Below are 16,396 nucleotides of genomic sequence, written 5' to 3' on the forward strand. Positions count from 1 at the left end.
GTCAACTTTTCATACAGTAATAATATGAAAGCATGAAAGGAATCAAGAAGATGTCGTCTATCCGAAAAGTTGCTGAATTGGCAGGTGTTTCATTAGGAAGTGTTTCTCGCTATCTCAATGGACATCAGTTGAAGGAACAAAATATGAAAAAAATTGCTGCTGCTATTGAAGAACTGGATTATAAAGAGAATATCATCGCTAAAGGACTAAAAAATAATCGTAGTTTTTCAGTAGGACTTTTGATGAATAGTATATCTAGTCAATTTGGCGCGGAAATCGTCAGCGCAATTGAAGAGATTATGGAGCAAAATGGTTATTCTGTTTTATTAAGTGGTTTTAAAGGTGATGTCTCGCTGGTTGACCAGAAGATCGATTATTTGGTACAGCATGCGGTGGACGGATTGATTGTTTTTATGTCAGAGCAGGACTGGGATGGGATGGAGCGATTGGCTGAATTACCTATTCCGGTACTGACAATTAATAGTCCGGTTCGTTTACCGGGCGTTGATAGAGTGCAAGTAGCTGATCGGAAAAATGTTGCTGAAGTCGTGGAGTATTTAATTCAAGAAGGGCATACTAAAATTGGACTTCTAGCCGCTCCACAAAATGATTATGTTGCTAGAGAACGTTTATTAGGCGCAAAACAAGCAGTTAGCCAATACCCTGGTGTAGAGTTAATGATCGAATACGGAGATTACTCACGTCTTAGTGGATATTGGGGTGGTAAAAGCTTAATTGATCAAGATGTTACGGCACTGATAGTTACTAATTTTAATATGATGACTGGAGTTCTGGAGTATTCACAGCATTCTGAAAAAAATAATTTGGTAGTAGCTCATTACGACTATACGAGTGAGATGGCAGAGTTGTTGAATGATCGAATCGTCCTTAAAGCTCCTACTCAACTAATTGGACAGCGAGCTGCCCAAATGCTTTTGGAACGTATGAATGAAGATACATCTGCCGAAAAAGATGAAATTATCGACAATGAGATTTTTGGGATGTAAGTCTATTCTTAGTAGTTGTCGATTAGAATGATCGAATAGTGTAAAAGCAGCGATTCATTTAGAATGAGTCGCTACTTTTGTGGAAAGATTCAAATAAAAAAAAGGGGATTAAATGATGATTCAATTTCCAAAAAAATTCTTGTGGGGAGCCGCCACAAGTGCACCTCAATCAGAAGGAGCAGCTTTGAAGGACGGAAAAAGTCCGTCGACTTGGGACAAATGGTTCGAAATGGAACCTGAATTATTTTATGATCAAGTGGGACCAGAAAACACTTCAAATGTCTATGAACTATATAAAGAAGAAATTACAAATATGAAGGGTATGAACTTGAACTCTTATCGTACATCAATTGCTTGGACAAGATTACTTCCGGATGGGAAAAAACTTAATCCAAAAGCAGTGTCTTTTTATCGAGCATATTTTCAAGAACTTGTAGACAATGGTGTAGAACCAATTATAAACTTATTTCATTTTGACATGCCTTGGTGGTTGATGGAAAAAGGTGGTTGGGAAGCTAGAGAGTCAACGGAACATTTTGCTTATTATGCCAGTATCGCTTTTGAACAGTTCGGTGATATTGTAAAAAAATGGGTAACTTTCAATGAACCGTTAGTACACATCGAATGCGGCTATTATGGAGATGCTCATTGGCCGAAAGTCCGAGATTTTAAACGTGCGATTCAGGTTGGTTATCACACGATGCTTGCTCATGCCAAGGCAGTAGAGGCGTATAGACTATCACGGTTTAGCGATGGGAAAATAGGAATTATCTTAAATTTGTCGCCAGTATATCCAAAAAATGACGCACCAGAGCACGTTGAAGCGGCTAAATGGGCGGATCATATCTATATAAGAAGTTTCTTAGATTGTTCAGTTAAGGGATACTATTCTGATGAGTTCACTCAAAAATTAAGCAGTTTTGATTTATTGCCTGAGGTAAAAGAGGGCGATGCTCAACTTTTTTCAAAGAATAGTGTTGATTTTATCGGCTGCAATTATTATCAGCCTTTACGAGTACAAGCAGTCTCCGAAAAAGATAAGCAAATAACTGGCCCTCAAGATCTATTCCAAAGCTATGATTGGCCAGAAAAACAGATTAATCCTCATCGCGGTTGGGAAATTTATCCAAAGGGAATATATGATATAGCGATGCGTCTGAAAAATGATTATGGTGAAATTCCTTGGTATATCTCTGAAAATGGTATGGGGGTGTCCCAGGAGGAATGTTTTACGAATGAAGAAGGAATTATTCAGGATGATTATCGAATAGACTTCGTTAAGGACCACTTAGAGGAACTGCATCGAGCAATATCGGAAGGTGCAACTTGCTTTGGTTATCATTTGTGGACATTTTCCGATTGTTGGAGCTGGTTGAATGCTTTTAAAAATCGATATGGCTTCTATCGAGTAGAGCTGGAAGAAAATCACAAACGGATACCAAAAAAATCAAGCTTCTGGATGGCTGAGGTCATTAAAAGAAATGGTTTTGATCAAAATTAATAGCTATAAAGTTAAACGCCCGACTACTTGAAGAAGCTTCCTAGCAGCCGGGTGATTTTTAAGTTCTATCTTTCATTTTAAGCAAAACCTTTGCAATATCTCTCGTGATTAAGCTCTGCATGCTTTCCTTATACTGACTTAGCTCCAAATTTTCCAGTTTTTCACGAATATTTAGGATCAATTCGGGCTTGGCATCAGCTAAATAAATCAAATAGGGAATACATTGGCGAACTACGGGAGCTTTAGAATCATCTAAAATCGCTAAAATATCATCCAGATGGTTTTCGAGAATATTTTGCGAATCCCAGTGTGCATTGATCATAAAAAATTTGAAGACGCGTCCTCGTCCGCAGGCGTTTTCAGCAGTAAGGGCAGGCAAAAAATCTTGAAGTTTATCCGCATAAACTGGTTTGGCCAAGCATTCGACTTCCAATTTTTTGAAAGCGGCCAAAGCTTCTTTAGTATCCTTTGCAGTTAGAAGTTCGAATGTATCGTTCATATGTTCTCCTTTGTGGTTTCCGATGAATGTATTTATTATAGTAAAACAGCCGCCAATTTGGCGACTGTTTTTTTAATCTTCTTCCTCTTCTAGTTGTTTCTTCAATTCATTGATCTGTTTATCCAGATCTTTACTTTGATTTTTCGTGTCAGTGATTTGGTCTTTGACCGTGTTTATTGCGGAATCGCGTGCTGCTTTTTCGTGAGCATACTCGGCTTCTTTGTTGCGATAAACACTAGTATATTGATCGGAAAGCGTTCCGCCTGATGGCTCGACTTGTTGAACCAAAGCGAAGACATCCTGTGCGAACTGATCAAAGGTTTGCCAATTGTCCTGAGTATCTGTCACGATGATCTCAAATTGACTCAAGGTATCGATTCGTTCAGAGATCAATTGATTACTGAAGGTAGAAGCTTCTTCGACCATTGGTGTGCTAAGCTTCGCTGCGGTTAGTTCGTTGGCTCTTTGTTTAGCCAATGTATCAATATTCGTTGTGGCTGCTTGAAGCGAATTCTTCCGCGTCGCTAATACTTGTTTCGTTTGGCTGGAGCGAGTAACCAATTGATCACCGGATTTTTGCACAGAAGAGGGCATCTGGAAGTCAACATCTTCTTTGCCGTTATTCAAGAGATCCATGGTTTGTTTGAAGATTTCTTTGGTCGCCTGGCCGACGCTGGTATTGTCTTGCGGTTGCGGTGTATCATCACCAGCCCAGACAGCGACGGTATAATGCGGCGTAGCGCCAACTGTCCATAAATCTTTTGCCTCATCGGTCGTTCCGGTTTTTACCGCCCAATATTGATTGTGCGCCAGCGTGAGACCCGCTGCTGTTCCGTCAGTATTCTGATGGACAGCTTTCATTGTATCAATTGTTAGATAAGCCGCATCGTCACTGTAAATTTTTTGCTGTGCGACATCATTTTGCGAAAAGATTTCTTGTCCATTATCTTTGCGCTTGATGGTCTGGATATTTAACGGTGAACGATAGTTTCCTTGATTGACCAGAGTTGCGATACCGCTGGCCATTTCTTGAGTAGTAGCCCCATAGGTCATACCGCCGACTGCAATGATCGGGTTGTCATCTTCCACATCAAGGCCAGTGAACTGCATTTGAGCCAATGGCTGATACACAGGTTCCTTCAACTCGTTGCGGTTTTCATCGGCCAATTTATAAGCGACAACGTTGGAAGAAATCGCCAAGGCATTGCGCAAGGTTAGATTTCCCTTTGAGCTATTGTAGACATTATTTGGATACGTATTATTTGGTCGATCATCCGAAACAACGCTGTTTTCTAACAAGCCACGCTCATAGGCAGGTGCATAGGAGACCAATGGCTTGATTGATGATCCAGGTTGACGGTAGGAGAGAAAGGCACGATTATATTGATTTCCCTCTTCACCGCGTCCGCCGATACTTGCGACGACATTACCGGTCTGATTATCGATGACTGTCATTGCGGCTTGTTTGGTGTAAAAATTATTTTCACCGCCACGCTCTTGCCAAGTATTCATTACGTTGCTAACGATTCCCTGTAATTGATCGTGTAGTGCGGGATCGATATTCGTACTGATTTGATAACCACCGGAAAGAATTCGTTGGTACACCTTGTTATAGGCGCTTTTATATTCTTCGTTGTACCGGTCTTCTTCTTCTTTTGAATCAAATTGGTACTGGAAGCGGAAGTCCTGTTGGTTCATCAGAATCTTGGTTGCTGAATCGACAGCTAACGCAACTTCATTGTTGTCTAACTGATTATTTAGAGCGTTGCTGTGGATTTCCGCAGAGATATCGTCGGCCACGGCCTTATCGTATTGATCTTTTGTGATATAGCCTTGCTGGTTCATCTCTTTTAAAATCACTTTGGCCCGTTTTAAGGCATTTTTCTTATTGGTCGTCGGGTCAAAAATCCCTGGGTTATTGGTGATCCCTACCAGTGTCGCCTTTTCTAAAAGACTCGTATCATTGATCGACTTCCCAAAATAAACTTTTGCTGCAGCATTGATCCCGTATGCACCATGACCAAAGTAAACGTTGTTCAAGTAATATTCCAAAATTTGATGCTTGGTGAATTTCTTTTCCAGTGACTGCGCCATGACCATTTCTTCGATCTTACGTGAAATCGAAACTTCGGGTGTCAGGTAAATATTTTTTACCAGCTGTTGGGTGATCGTGGAGGCTCCCCGAACGCCGCGCCCAGTCGCAGCATTCAATGCAACTGTTAACAGCCCCTGCGTATCTACCCCATGATGATCATAAAAACGTTTATCCTCGATGGAAATCAAGGCTTGTGAAACCAACGGATCCATCTTGTCATACGTTAGATAATCCCGTTCTTGGGTTTTCAATTCCTTGAGGACCTGTCCGTTTTTATCCAAGATTGTCGTTGGATGGTATTGTTTGAAGTCACTTTCCTGAATTTTCGCCGCATGCTCTTCACCAGCATCGATTGCTGCGGTAACTTCTTTTCCATATTTTTGGAAGAAGAAAATCGTTCCCGCAATCAAAATCAAGAGCATCGCTGCAAGAATACTTAAAGAAATCTTGGTTGATCTCGATAATTTTCCCCGAGAAGATGCGTTTCGCGAAGTTTTTACTTTCTTTTCTTTTTTTTGTTGATGTCGTTCTTGTCTATTTGCCATATCCGCCTATCCTTAAAAAAATCATTTCCTCTAGTGTAATAGAAAATGGCGAGAATAACTATCATATTCATATTTTTCCAAGAAAAAATTTAGATTATTTCATAAAAATAGTCGGATTTTCACTAGAAATACTTGACGCTTCATTAATTTGTCGCCACAATGTAAATGAGACGAGGTGAACTATGGAGACGAAAAAAAAATGGTTGATCTTTTGGGGAATATTGGCTGCTTTATTTGTTGGCGCGTTTGGTATTGTATTAAGTGGAAATTTTCCGCAATTTACGATTCCATTCAGTGTTTTTGCCAGTGATGACAAAGAAAAGAAAAAAGAAGAGCTTCCTAAATTGGATGTACTGGCATTGAAGGATGTCAATGATCAAACATTATTAGAAGAACAAACTGAAAAAATCGCTGCTTTAAATAAAGCGTTTGAAGATAGTAACAGCTTTTCTAGTTCTCAAGCGATGGCTGATGCGATCGAAAAAATCTACGGATCGGCTAAAGACGGAAAAAATATTTTCAATCTTTACCGAAAAATTTATCCGATGGTGAGTTCAGAAGAAAGCGGGTTTGTTAGTGTTAATTTGATCGGCTTTGGCCAACGCTTAGTGAAGGACCAGCCAATGACGACTCAAAAGCAAGTTTGGAGTTTTACTGATACGAGTGGTTCGCGTCATGACTATACGGTTAATCTTCGCTTTAACCAAAAAGAATTGAACGAGTTGACGGCCGAAGATGGCAGTGATGTAAAATCAGTCATTACGAAGGATGATACGTATCTCGATAAATCAGCAGATTTCGAGACAGCCTGGACGGAACTGATTCGTCGCGGGACGGATATACAGCTTTATCGGCAAATGCAGAAAGCTGGAATGGACAGCAATCAAACGGAATTTAAAGCGTTAGAAAAAAGTATCAATGTGACAGACCCTAGCGGATTCTTTGACCTGTTCAAGGATACACGTGGAGATATCACCCACGCTTATCTGTCTGGGTTTTATCATACGAACACACCGACAGATGGACAATCCGATTATTATTTCCGAGTACCGACCTCCGAAAAGGCAGTCTCAGAATTTGTCGTAGTCTATGATCGCTTACAGCAAAAGATTGTTTCTATTAATAAGCAGTAACTGTATGTGTAGCTTGCAAAGAAGAAGCTATTTCGGGAGCACCGTTTATTCAGAAAAAGGAGATGTGACAAGACTTTTGTCACATCTTCTTTTTTTTTGTTTGCCAAAGGCACCGATTAATTTATTAAATATATTATAAAACATATGGTATATAGCAAAAGTTTTTCATCATAATTCAAAGAATATTTTTGAATTTTGAGGGATCATAGAAATTTATCACAAAAATTGTTACATTTATAGCAACAGGAAAATAACCCAAAAGATCACATTTCTTAGAGGCGGGGGAAACCGAGAGAGTCGTTCCTGTAATCGAACACGCTCGTTAGTGTTTATTTGATGGGGGGTGGTATATGGTAAGCTGCTTTTCGTTTTTGGCCAAAAACAAATTCCGGAAAAATTAAACGACTACTATCTTCACTATGTTGGTAGTAGTCGCAATCGTTAGGGTAGGGTTTATTTGTTGTGCATTTTTTTGCACTTGGGTAGAGAGCAGAAAAGGAGAACGAAATGAAAAGAAAAGGGTTAATGAAAAAGTTAAAAGGGATCATGTCGTTGGTAACGCTATTGATCATGACTGTATCGTCGTTAGGGGTACCGGCACAGGTATTTGCAGCAGATGATGAAAATGTTCCTGCAAATCTGACAGTTAAACATAATGATACGGACAAATGGACAGTGATTCAGTTTGATAAAGTTAAGGATGCTGAAAGCTACAACATTTATCGGGCTGAGGAACAAGATGGTGAATTTGAACGTATTCAAACATTAAAGAGTGATAAAACATATGCAGTTGATCCTTATACGGAGTTAAAGACAAAGGGAACGCTTAAGGCAGACTATCTTTACTACTATAAAGTCTCAGCTGTTGTCGATGGCAAAGAGCAAAAAGCTGCTGGTCCATTAGCCAATCAAGAAGTCGCAACGAAAACAAGTGATGCTAAGATTGATGAAGCCGCAGCGGCACCATCGGCGGCGACTACTGAAGAAAGTGCTGAAAAAGCTGAAGAAACGGAAGAAGCATCAAACGCTCCAGCGGTACAAACTTACGGGTCTTCAAAACACAATACAGGATGCGATGGTAAGCATAGCGGTCGTACGTGTAATAACAATGCAGCGAAGCATGATGAGCATTGCGATAAGAACCATAGTAAATACCGCAAATGTAATTCAAATAATTGGAAACACGGCGATTACTGCGACAAAAACCATAGCGGCAAAAACTGTAACGAAAACAAATGGCAGCATGGTTCGTATTGCGATAAAAACCATAGCGGCAAAAACTGTAACGAAAACAAATGGCAGCATGGTTCGTATTGCGATAAAAACCATAGCGGCAAAAACTGTAACGAAAACAAATGGCAGCATGGTTCGTATTGCGATAAAAACCATAGCGGCAAAAACTGTAATGAAAATAAATGGCAGCATGGTTCAGATTGTGATGAAAATCATAGCGGCCACGGCTGTAACCATAATTGGAAGCATGGAGAGGACTGTGACAAAAACCACAGCGGCAAACATTGTAACCAAAACAACTACAAAGAGAAATGGGATGCAGTTAAAAATGTCTGTGTAACTGAAGCTCAGCATCACTGGTTAAAACTGAGCTGGGAATCTAAAGGCAGCAATGCAGAATATAAGATCTTCCGTGCATCAAAAAAATGTAACGATTACAACTCTGGTGATTTTAAAGAAATCGCTACAGTAACAGGAAAAACAACTTACAACGATATCAAGTTGAACCATAATACGACTTATTGCTACAAAGTAATGGTGAAACGTCCAAAAGTTTGTACATATACGATTGAAACGGTCAGCAGTTCAACTATCGGCAAATTCACTGTTTGCGGGACTACATTGAATCCAACCATCAAAGCAGCAGTAGTTTCCGATAAAACAATCAACGTAACATGGACAAATACGAAGAGCGACAATGCTTCAACTCGTTACGCAACAAGCTACACATTGTACCGCAGTACTTCTAACAACATGAACAACGCGACTGCGATCAACGTGAACGGCAAGCAAGATGGGTCAGAAATGTCTTTCTCAGATGATGGATTGAACCAATGCACAACTTACTACTACTGGGTGAAAGCAAACTATGGTCAGTGGAGCAGCTGGGTAAGCCCGCAATGGGGACCAAGCTGTGCAACAACTATGAAGAAAAAAGACATTGGTAATGGATTGAACGGCTGCATCAAGAATGTTCTTAAATGCGGTTGTATCCCGACCCGTTACTATGGCTCACAAATTTTCTTAGGTACGCAAAATCCAAATTCATTGGATTATACGAAAGTACGCGTTTATCGTCGGACTAGCAGCGGCCAATATGGTTCTGCTTACAAAACGATCGATGTTCGCTATGCGAAATATATGAATGGTGCTTTTGGAAAAGGATATTACCTTGATTATTCGTTGAGTCAAGTTTACCTATCAAAAGGAACTTACTACTTCGCGATTCAAGCTGTGGGTTCAGATTCTGGTAAAGAAATCACCGGACCAATGAAAGAAATCGGCTGTGTTACAGTAAGATGGTAATTTGACGAAACGCTTATCAAATTAGGGTTGGGGGTTAAAAGTGTTTAGTAAATGGAAAGAAACCCGTTTTTGATTTGCTTTCCAACGTAATAGAACCGTCCAAAAAAAGTGTTAGGAGAGGGGTCTCCTAACACTTTTTTACTGTTAATCAATGAAGAGTGCTTCATGGCCGGTATATGGCAAGAACTTCTCAAATAAATCGCTTGTTTTTACTTTCATATAGTTGGTTACAGATCCAGAACTGCAGCCGTACCATTCCCGTTCGGAAACGGATTGATCAAAGACTAATTGGATCTCATGATCAGGATCTTTCAACAGACCGAAGATCGTCGCGGCGCCAGGAATCACTCCTAAGCGCTCCTTCAGCAAATCAGCTGAAGCAAATGATACCCGTGGGATTTCCAACTTTTTGCCAAACTCTTTGGTAACAAACTTGAAGTCTGCCGGTGTAATATACAAATAGAACTTGGTTTTCTTTTGATTGCATAAAAAAATCGTTTTGACGACTTCGATGCCTAGGCGGTTATCAATGTCGATGCAATCCTCCATTGTCAACGCTTCGCCAGTAGCAACTTGATAAAAAGGAATCTCTAATTTTGCTAGCGTTTCATAGGTTTTTCCCTCTAATTCAGAACCAAAGTCAGTCGGCGGGGTAGTAGACATTTCACTAACGTAAACCATATTGGCCTCCTCATTGTATGTAATACCTACTAAGATACCTTTTTTTAATCAAATTCTCAACCTATTTTCATTTATTTTCCAATTTGGCCAGATCCTTCTCCACGATTGCGTCTAAAGTCAGTTCAATATCTCTGTAATCAGAAGAACACATATTTGATCGAATAATGACGGATTTTTGCCCTTCTGACAGAAATTTTTTACAAGTAGGTGTTGTTCCAATAATCACTTGAGCTTCGCGAGGATTTTCTACAAAAGTCAAATGGTAACGATTTTTGAAATACAAATTGATTCTCTCTTTAATGAAAACACTGAAAAGGTCACTATGCTCAGAAAATGCATACACTGAGATAGCAGGTAGGCAGTTTTCTATAGAGAAAAGAGTCACACAGGTCAAGAATGAATAGATTCGCAATTGCCGCCGATTATATCCGGGAATGGCTTGAGTGAATTCTTGCCAGAAAGCATCAAAGCGCCGATAGTAATAAGGAAATTCTGTTTCAACAGTATCTAATGATACGCTATTACTCAAGTGATCGATCATCGGTTCGTTCAGTCGGAAGAAAGTCAGCGCCGCATAGTGCTGTTTAAGCTTTTGAGCAACGAATTTTTGTTCGCGAGCATCCAATGGACGGAAATGAGTCGAAAAAGATGCGATCCATTGAGAAACAGCTTGATCAAAAAAGAGCTCTCTAGAGGGATTTTTTGATTGTAGTTCGAAGTCGCACAAAAGCGAACTGTAAATAGCATAAAGGAAGAACCGCCATTCATTGGTATCCCAAGTCTTTAAAAATGCTGGTTTCTTCGGATATTTAAAGCGATTAACCCATTCTGATTCAGCATTATTAAAGGAGAGGATTCCTTTTTTACTCAATGACAGGTTGGTAATCAATAACCAAAAACTGATCATTTCCAGGTTAGTAGGGCTATTCGCTAGTTTTAAGTAACTCTCTATTTGCTGGGCAAGTTGATAATAGCTATCTATGTTGCTGACCCATTCAACTTGGCTGAATTGATGATACAATCCTCTGACAAAAATATAATAGAAGCGGCGAATATCAACTTCGCGACCTTTTAAGCTGATCTTTGCAGAGCAGGAGATATAAAGATCATAGTCGGCAAGTTCTCGATTGATTTCTTTAATCTTGCGTCGCAGCTTAGATTCACTAATATTTTTATTCATGCAGAACTGGATCGCCGAAATTTTTCGCTTGGTTAATATCGTGCGAATAATTTCACAGGCAAGGTCATGCTTGAATAAATAACTTGTTAAAGATTGAAGGTTCGTCGAGAAGCGGTCTAATTGGATACCGCGGCCGTTATCTATACGAAGTTTCAATGAATAGTCTTCTTCTGTATAAATTTCTTCGATGATCGCCTGCAGTTCTTTACAATTCACACGAATTGTCCCTAGACTTGCGTAACCAATCATTTCTTGCAATTCCTTTAGTGAAATCGGCAATTGCTGGCTATCCAAAATCTCTATGATCTCAATCTTTAACAGTGTATTTCTATCCATCCCAAGCATGAAAAATCCCCCCATTCTTTTTTTATAAAAATTAATCGCATCAATTTATATCATAAATTAAAATATCATTTAACACCAATAATAACCTAATAAATGGTAAAAAATAAAGTGGTATCCTAAAAAAACACTAAAAAATTCGAATTTATTAAAAATAACTTAGGTTATATTTTAAGTGTTCACTATCTTGAGAAAAAATTCGAAAAAAGAATGATTCTGCAAACTTTTTATGAAAGCGGTCGTTTCCGCTTTCTTTCTAAGGTATAATGTATCTAAAAGGAGTCGGCAATGAAAATTTCGGAGATGAAAAATATTGGTGTAGTAAATGAAGAAAAGTTGGAGCAGGTAGGGATCGTTACGCCGGATCAGTTACGGGAGCTTGGAACGGAAGCGGCCTTTTTAAAAATCCGTCATTTAGTAGATGATGGCGCTTGCTTGCATTTGTTGTATGGATTGGAAGGCGCGATCCAAGATATTCCTAAACGTGAGTTAAGCGAACGCCGAAAATCGGAATTACGTGATTTTTTCAAACAATTAAATTAGAGTTCGTTGACTTTACTTGCTGAGAGAGATCATTCACGATACACTACATACAAAAAAGGAAGTGGCTTTTTGTATCTGATCGCATTAGTGATTTTTATTATTATCGCGGGCGCTTATAATATTTTTATCAATCTTGCACGCCGCAAGAAAAAGAATGTGACGGCGTTGATGGTGAATATTCAGGTAACCTTGAATTTGATCCTGATCGTCGCAGGTTTGATTTACTTGATTTTTGGATAAAAAAAGGAGGAAGACAGCTGTCATTCCTCTTTTTTATCGAATTGAAACAATCTGGGCACCAAAAGGCATCAGAGCTAGACGGGCAAGTTTCAACGATTGCACGGCAAATGGGATTCCGACGATTGTAATACATAGTAAAGCAGCGCTGGCTAAGTGTCCAATAGCCAGAGGAACACCAGAAACAATCAACCAGATAATATTGACGATCAAATTGACACCAGTCGTATGATATACGATGTCTTTGCCGAACGGGGCAAAGCTCAGACTGGCGAATTTGAAACATTGCAAACCAATCGGGATACCGATAATGGTGATGCACCATAAAATGCCGGCAAGACACCAAGTCAATCCCCCAATTAGGCCGCCGAAGATAAACCAGATGATATTACCTAAACAAGACATATTTCATCCCTCCATTTACCAATAGTGTACCATTTTTTGGTAAAGACACCTCCAACTTAAGATGGAGATATGCGGGGAAATTTGGAAAGGAGACTATTATGGTCGAAACATTCGAAATACTTTCTGTTGATCAGAAAACACCGCTGCACGGCTACCATTGGATGTGTGAAAATCCATGGGCGGTACTCCAGGTAACTCACGGGATGGCCGAACACCTATTGCGTTATGAACCGTTGGCAACTTATTTGAATGAACGAAATATCGTGGTGATCGGCCATGATCATTTGGGTCATGGCGGATCTGTTCACGAAGAGCCTCACGGCTACTTTCATGATGAGAAGATCAAGCATGGGTTGGTCCAAGACTTGTATCAAGTGACGCAATGGGGCAAAGAAACGTATCCAAATCTGCCATTTTTTGTACTGGGACATAGCATGGGGTCGTTTGTACTGCGGAACTATCTATACGAGCACGGCAAAGCGATCAATGGCGCAATAGTGGTTGGAACGGGGCAGCAGCCCGCCTGGTTAGCACGATTTGGGCAAGGTTCTGCTAAGATGTTGAGCAAGATTCAAGGGGAGAAACACCCCAGCAAATTGATTGATCAACTGGCTTTCGGCAATATGAATCGTAAGATACCAAATAAACGAACAGATAAGGACTGGTTGGTCAGCCTTTCGGAGGAAGTAGACGCGTATTTGGCTGATCCGAGATGCGGATTTCTCTTTACTTTGAGTGGCTATCACGAGCTCTTTTCATTGATCATTCGCTCGCAGGAGCCAGAATTAATCCAAAAGGTGCCAAAAGAACTTCCGCTGCTGTTTTTATCTGGGAAAGAAGATCCAGTCGGAGAATTCGGCAAAGGTGTGATGAAGGCGGCGAAGACCTATCAAGCTGCCGGCGTAAAACATGTGACGGTTCAGTTATATGAAAATGCCCGTCACGAATTATTAAATGAAACCCAAAAACTTACAGTTTTTCATGATATTTGCAAATGGATGGAAAATTATTCTGAAAAATGATATCATTGTAAAAATTTTAGGTAATTGAGGGATCATATGAAAGCAGAATTTTTGATTGATTATTGCCACCAAGGGGATTGGGAGCTTCATGGCGGAGACGGGAAACGTCAATCACCCATTGATATCCAAACATCTCAAATTGAAAACAATGATACTCTTACGAATATAGAAGTGAATTTCTCTGAAACAACTGCGTCTTTTCTTAATAACGGCCAGAACCTGCAGCTATTGGGAACGGGGCAGGCAAGCTTTAAAAACCGCTTGTTCAATTTTGTCCAAGTACATTTTCACGCGGATTCAGAACACCATTTAGATGGGAAGATTTTTCCATTAGAAGGACATTTCCTGTTCCAATCGCCTAATGGTTATATTGCGGTGATGGGCGTGTTCTACCAAATTGGGGCATTTAATCCAGATTTTGAACACGTACTGAATCAGTATGAGCAGCAAGAAGGCGATGGGGCCTTTTCGGTTGAAGGGTTAATTCCTGAGGATAAAAGTTACTACCATTATGTGGGTTCTTTGACGACGCCGCCATTGACCGAAGGGGTTGAATGGTATGTGATGAAAAACGTGATGGATGTTTCCGCAGAGCAGATCCAACGGTTCATTGCTATTCACGGACGAAATAGCCGTAAATGCCAGTTAATAAATGACCGAAAAGTCCTTAGCCATCAAGAATAGATTCATTACGGAATGTTAAAAGCCTTAGGAGGATAATTAATTCTCCTAAGGCTTTTTTTGCAGCTGGGTTATGGATGCCCCCAACGATCTCTAGGACGGTGTTTGACTTGTGGTTCAAGTTCGTTGATTAATTTTGTCAAAATATGGTCGAATTGCTCTTTTTCTTCGTGAGTCAAAACTTCCAATACAACGGGCTGGAAATCATCGCTCTGTTGAGCAGCGAATTTTCCTCGTGCGGTTAGATGAATGTTCATCACTCGTTTGTCTTCCTGTGATTTCTCCCGGGTGATATATTCTTTTTTTTCCAATTTACGAATCATCTCAGAGGCTGATTGCGGACGCATATCCAAGCGGCTGACTAGCTCCTTTTGCGTGATGGTTCCGTGTTCGCGAATAATATTTAAGATTTGTCCTTGACCGCGATTGCGGTTTTCAAATTTGAAGGGACCGCGAGAATTTTCCCGGAAAAATTGCATGAATAAACTGCTTAATTCAAAGTATTTTTGAGTCACATTCAAGTTTAGTTCTTTTTCATCCATTCCTTAAAAACTCCTATTCATGTAAATCGAAAAGTCATTTATCACTTCATTCATCATTTTATCAGGTTACCGAAATAAGTTAAAGAATTACCTGTAGCTTCAGTCGTCTTTGGCAAACGATAATAAACAGGGTGCATCTAGTTTATTGGAACGCCGGACATTCCATCGGCGTTCCATCTCAAGCAAGTTAGCTGATTCTCGGAGGCGATGAGGACAGAGAAAAATGAAAGCCAAATTTTTGACAGATGACACCTTCTCTTCATACAATGTGACCAACGTTAAACGCCGCAAACGTTTTCCGTTGAGCGTTCTCAGAAACATTTTTTTGAATTAACGATAAAATTCATTGGATTATGAGGAGGAAAAATAATGACAGAAAGAATTTCTTTAGAGCAAGCAGCGATTGATTTTAGTGAGGCGAATGCGCCGCACCCAAGAATATATGAATTACCACCGGAAGAAGGGCGAGCGTTGCTGGAGCAGGTGCAAGAATCTCCTGTAGAGAAACTGGCAGTTGAAATAGAAGATCAAACGTTGAGTACCGGGCAATGGGGAGATATCAATGTTCGTTTTATCCGACCAGAAGGAGCAACTGAAAAGCTACCAGTCATTTTCTATATCCACGGAGCAGGCTGGGTATTTGGCAGTGCGAAAACACATGACAAATTGGTTCGTGAGTTAGCGGTTCGAACCCATTCGGTCGTCGTTTTTCCGGAATACAGCCGCTCACCAGAAGCAAAATATCCGACGGCGATTGAACAGAATTATGCGATTTTACAACAGTTGCCGGACTTAGCGGCAGAACATAAGCTGGATATCGAACGCTTAACTGTAGCAGGGGATTCAGTCGGCGGAAACATGTCGATCGTTATGACGATCATGACAAAACAACGCGGTGGTATCCCCATTAAGCAGCAGGTCTTATATTACCCTGTAACCGATGCGAATTTTGAGACGGATTCCTATAATGAATTTGCGGAAGATTACTTCTTGACTAAAGAGGGAATGCAATGGTTCTGGGATCAATATACGACAGATGAGAATCAACGCGCAGAAATAACTGCATCGCCATTACGCGCTTCGTTGGCGGATTTAAATGGACTCCAGCCGGCAATTATTCTAAATGGTGAAGCAGATGTTTTGAGGGACGAAGGGGAAGCCTATGCCCGAAGATTACGCGATGCTGGAGTTGAAGTCACTCAAGTTCGTTTCCAAGGAATGATCCATGATTTTGTGATGGTCAATTCATTGGATCAGACGAATGCGGCTCGTGGAGCGATGACTCTTTCTACTGAATGGATCAAGCAAAAGAATAAATAAACTGGGGTATGCTCTCTTCACTTGGCGGAGGGAGTTTTTTGTCTTGTCTATTTTTTTCTTTTAAAGGACATTTTTGATAGAGGGTGTCTCTATAGGTTTGTATAGCCGATAGTTATGTTGACAGA

The 16,396-nt window shown here is 40.2% G+C and carries 15 protein-coding genes; 9 read left to right on the top strand and 6 right to left on the bottom strand.

The window, feature by feature from the left end:
- The first annotated feature begins 50 nt into the window (after positions 1–50).
- Both IGI38_RS16855 and IGI38_RS16860 read left to right on the top strand, forming a co-directional pair.
- Positions 51–1,007 carry a LacI family DNA-binding transcriptional regulator gene (locus tag IGI38_RS16855; protein WP_438732701.1) on the top strand — a complete coding sequence of 319 codons (957 nt, stop codon included), beginning with the start codon at positions 51–53 and terminating at the stop codon, positions 1,005–1,007.
- Positions 1,008–1,122: 115 nt separating this feature from the next.
- Positions 1,123–2,508, top strand: a complete 1,386-nt coding sequence (locus tag IGI38_RS16860; RefSeq protein ID WP_438732703.1) for a glycoside hydrolase family 1 protein — start codon at positions 1,123–1,125, stop codon at positions 2,506–2,508.
- A 58-nt stretch (positions 2,509–2,566) separates the two neighbouring features.
- Here the strand turns inward: IGI38_RS16860 and IGI38_RS16865 are convergent, their stop codons facing one another.
- On the bottom strand, positions 2,567–3,007 hold the full coding sequence (locus tag IGI38_RS16865; RefSeq protein WP_438732705.1) for a hypothetical protein: 441 nt from the start codon (positions 3,005–3,007) through the stop codon (positions 2,567–2,569).
- A 72-nt stretch (positions 3,008–3,079) separates the two neighbouring features.
- A complete protein-coding gene (locus IGI38_RS16870) occupies positions 3,080–5,647 on the bottom strand; it encodes a transglycosylase domain-containing protein (protein WP_438732707.1) in 2,568 nt (855 codons plus the stop codon).
- Positions 5,648–5,829: 182 nt separating this feature from the next.
- Here IGI38_RS16870 and IGI38_RS16875 point away from each other — a divergent pair, with 182 nt between their 5' ends.
- Together IGI38_RS16875 and IGI38_RS16880 are read left to right on the top strand one after the other, a co-directional pair.
- Positions 5,830–6,780, top strand: a complete 951-nt coding sequence (locus IGI38_RS16875; protein ID WP_438732709.1) for a hypothetical protein — start codon at positions 5,830–5,832, stop codon at positions 6,778–6,780.
- Positions 6,781–7,287: 507 nt separating this feature from the next.
- A complete protein-coding gene (locus IGI38_RS16880; RefSeq protein WP_438732711.1) occupies positions 7,288–9,318 on the top strand; it encodes a hypothetical protein in 2,031 nt (676 codons plus the stop codon).
- 144 nt (positions 9,319–9,462) lie between these two features.
- Here IGI38_RS16880 and IGI38_RS16885 read toward each other — a convergent pair whose 3' ends face one another.
- Complete coding sequence (locus IGI38_RS16885; protein ID WP_438732713.1) at positions 9,463–9,999, bottom strand: prolyl-tRNA synthetase associated domain-containing protein; 537 nt, start codon at positions 9,997–9,999, stop codon at positions 9,463–9,465.
- 67 nt (positions 10,000–10,066) lie between these two features.
- Complete coding sequence (locus IGI38_RS16890; protein ID WP_438732715.1) at positions 10,067–11,524, bottom strand: helix-turn-helix domain-containing protein; 1,458 nt, start codon at positions 11,522–11,524, stop codon at positions 10,067–10,069.
- A gap of 285 nt (positions 11,525–11,809) precedes the next feature.
- Between IGI38_RS16890 and IGI38_RS16895 the strand changes: the two genes are divergently transcribed.
- Both IGI38_RS16895 and IGI38_RS16900 read left to right on the top strand, forming a co-directional pair.
- Positions 11,810–12,064, top strand: a complete 255-nt coding sequence (locus IGI38_RS16895; protein WP_438732717.1) for a TfoX/Sxy family DNA transformation protein — start codon at positions 11,810–11,812, stop codon at positions 12,062–12,064.
- A gap of 69 nt (positions 12,065–12,133) precedes the next feature.
- Positions 12,134–12,304, top strand: a complete 171-nt coding sequence (locus tag IGI38_RS16900; protein WP_438732719.1) for a hypothetical protein — start codon at positions 12,134–12,136, stop codon at positions 12,302–12,304.
- Positions 12,305–12,337: 33 nt separating this feature from the next.
- Here IGI38_RS16900 and IGI38_RS16905 read toward each other — a convergent pair whose 3' ends face one another.
- Entirely contained in the window at positions 12,338–12,706 is a 369-nt protein-coding gene (locus tag IGI38_RS16905; RefSeq protein ID WP_438732721.1) for a YccF domain-containing protein, read from the bottom strand.
- A 98-nt stretch (positions 12,707–12,804) separates the two neighbouring features.
- Between IGI38_RS16905 and IGI38_RS16910 the strand changes: the two genes are divergently transcribed.
- Both IGI38_RS16910 and IGI38_RS16915 read left to right on the top strand, forming a co-directional pair.
- The gene (locus tag IGI38_RS16910; RefSeq protein ID WP_438732723.1) at positions 12,805–13,728 is read left to right on the top strand and encodes an alpha/beta fold hydrolase; all 924 of its coding nucleotides are present in this window, start codon (positions 12,805–12,807) and stop codon (positions 13,726–13,728) included.
- Between the two features lie 36 nt (positions 13,729–13,764).
- Complete coding sequence (locus IGI38_RS16915; RefSeq protein WP_438732725.1) at positions 13,765–14,412, top strand: carbonic anhydrase family protein; 648 nt, start codon at positions 13,765–13,767, stop codon at positions 14,410–14,412.
- Between the two features lie 68 nt (positions 14,413–14,480).
- Here IGI38_RS16915 and IGI38_RS16920 read toward each other — a convergent pair whose 3' ends face one another.
- Complete coding sequence (locus tag IGI38_RS16920) at positions 14,481–14,951, bottom strand: MarR family winged helix-turn-helix transcriptional regulator (RefSeq protein WP_438732727.1); 471 nt, start codon at positions 14,949–14,951, stop codon at positions 14,481–14,483.
- A gap of 369 nt (positions 14,952–15,320) precedes the next feature.
- Between IGI38_RS16920 and IGI38_RS16925 the strand changes: the two genes are divergently transcribed.
- Positions 15,321–16,271, top strand: a complete 951-nt coding sequence (locus IGI38_RS16925; protein ID WP_438732729.1) for an alpha/beta hydrolase — start codon at positions 15,321–15,323, stop codon at positions 16,269–16,271.
- Positions 16,272–16,396: the final 125 nt, after the last annotated feature.

Origin of the sequence: Enterococcus sp. AZ128, from assembly GCF_051714485.1 — a bacterium.
Classification (GTDB): domain Bacteria; phylum Bacillota; class Bacilli; order Lactobacillales; family Enterococcaceae; genus Enterococcus_A.

Coding starts and splice junctions, on each gene's coding strand:
- IGI38_RS16870 (WP_438732707.1), bottom strand. CDS start 5,647: ATGGCAAATAGACAAGAACGACATCAACAAAAAAAAGAAAAGAAAGTA.
- IGI38_RS16880 (WP_438732711.1), top strand. CDS start 7,288: ATGAAAAGAAAAGGGTTAATGAAAAAGTTAAAAGGGATCATGTCGTTG.
- IGI38_RS16915 (WP_438732725.1), top strand. CDS start 13,765: ATGAAAGCAGAATTTTTGATTGATTATTGCCACCAAGGGGATTGGGAG.
- IGI38_RS16865 (WP_438732705.1), bottom strand. CDS start 3,007: ATGAACGATACATTCGAACTTCTAACTGCAAAGGATACTAAAGAAGCT.
- IGI38_RS16920 (WP_438732727.1), bottom strand. CDS start 14,951: ATGGATGAAAAAGAACTAAACTTGAATGTGACTCAAAAATACTTTGAA.
- IGI38_RS16895 (WP_438732717.1), top strand. CDS start 11,810: ATGAAAATTTCGGAGATGAAAAATATTGGTGTAGTAAATGAAGAAAAG.
- IGI38_RS16875 (WP_438732709.1), top strand. CDS start 5,830: ATGGAGACGAAAAAAAAATGGTTGATCTTTTGGGGAATATTGGCTGCT.
- IGI38_RS16910 (WP_438732723.1), top strand. CDS start 12,805: ATGGTCGAAACATTCGAAATACTTTCTGTTGATCAGAAAACACCGCTG.
- IGI38_RS16925 (WP_438732729.1), top strand. CDS start 15,321: ATGACAGAAAGAATTTCTTTAGAGCAAGCAGCGATTGATTTTAGTGAG.
- IGI38_RS16890 (WP_438732715.1), bottom strand. CDS start 11,524: ATGCTTGGGATGGATAGAAATACACTGTTAAAGATTGAGATCATAGAG.
- IGI38_RS16860 (WP_438732703.1), top strand. CDS start 1,123: ATGATTCAATTTCCAAAAAAATTCTTGTGGGGAGCCGCCACAAGTGCA.
- IGI38_RS16905 (WP_438732721.1), bottom strand. CDS start 12,706: ATGTCTTGTTTAGGTAATATCATCTGGTTTATCTTCGGCGGCCTAATT.
- IGI38_RS16885 (WP_438732713.1), bottom strand. CDS start 9,999: ATGGTTTACGTTAGTGAAATGTCTACTACCCCGCCGACTGACTTTGGT.
- IGI38_RS16855 (WP_438732701.1), top strand. CDS start 51: ATGTCGTCTATCCGAAAAGTTGCTGAATTGGCAGGTGTTTCATTAGGA.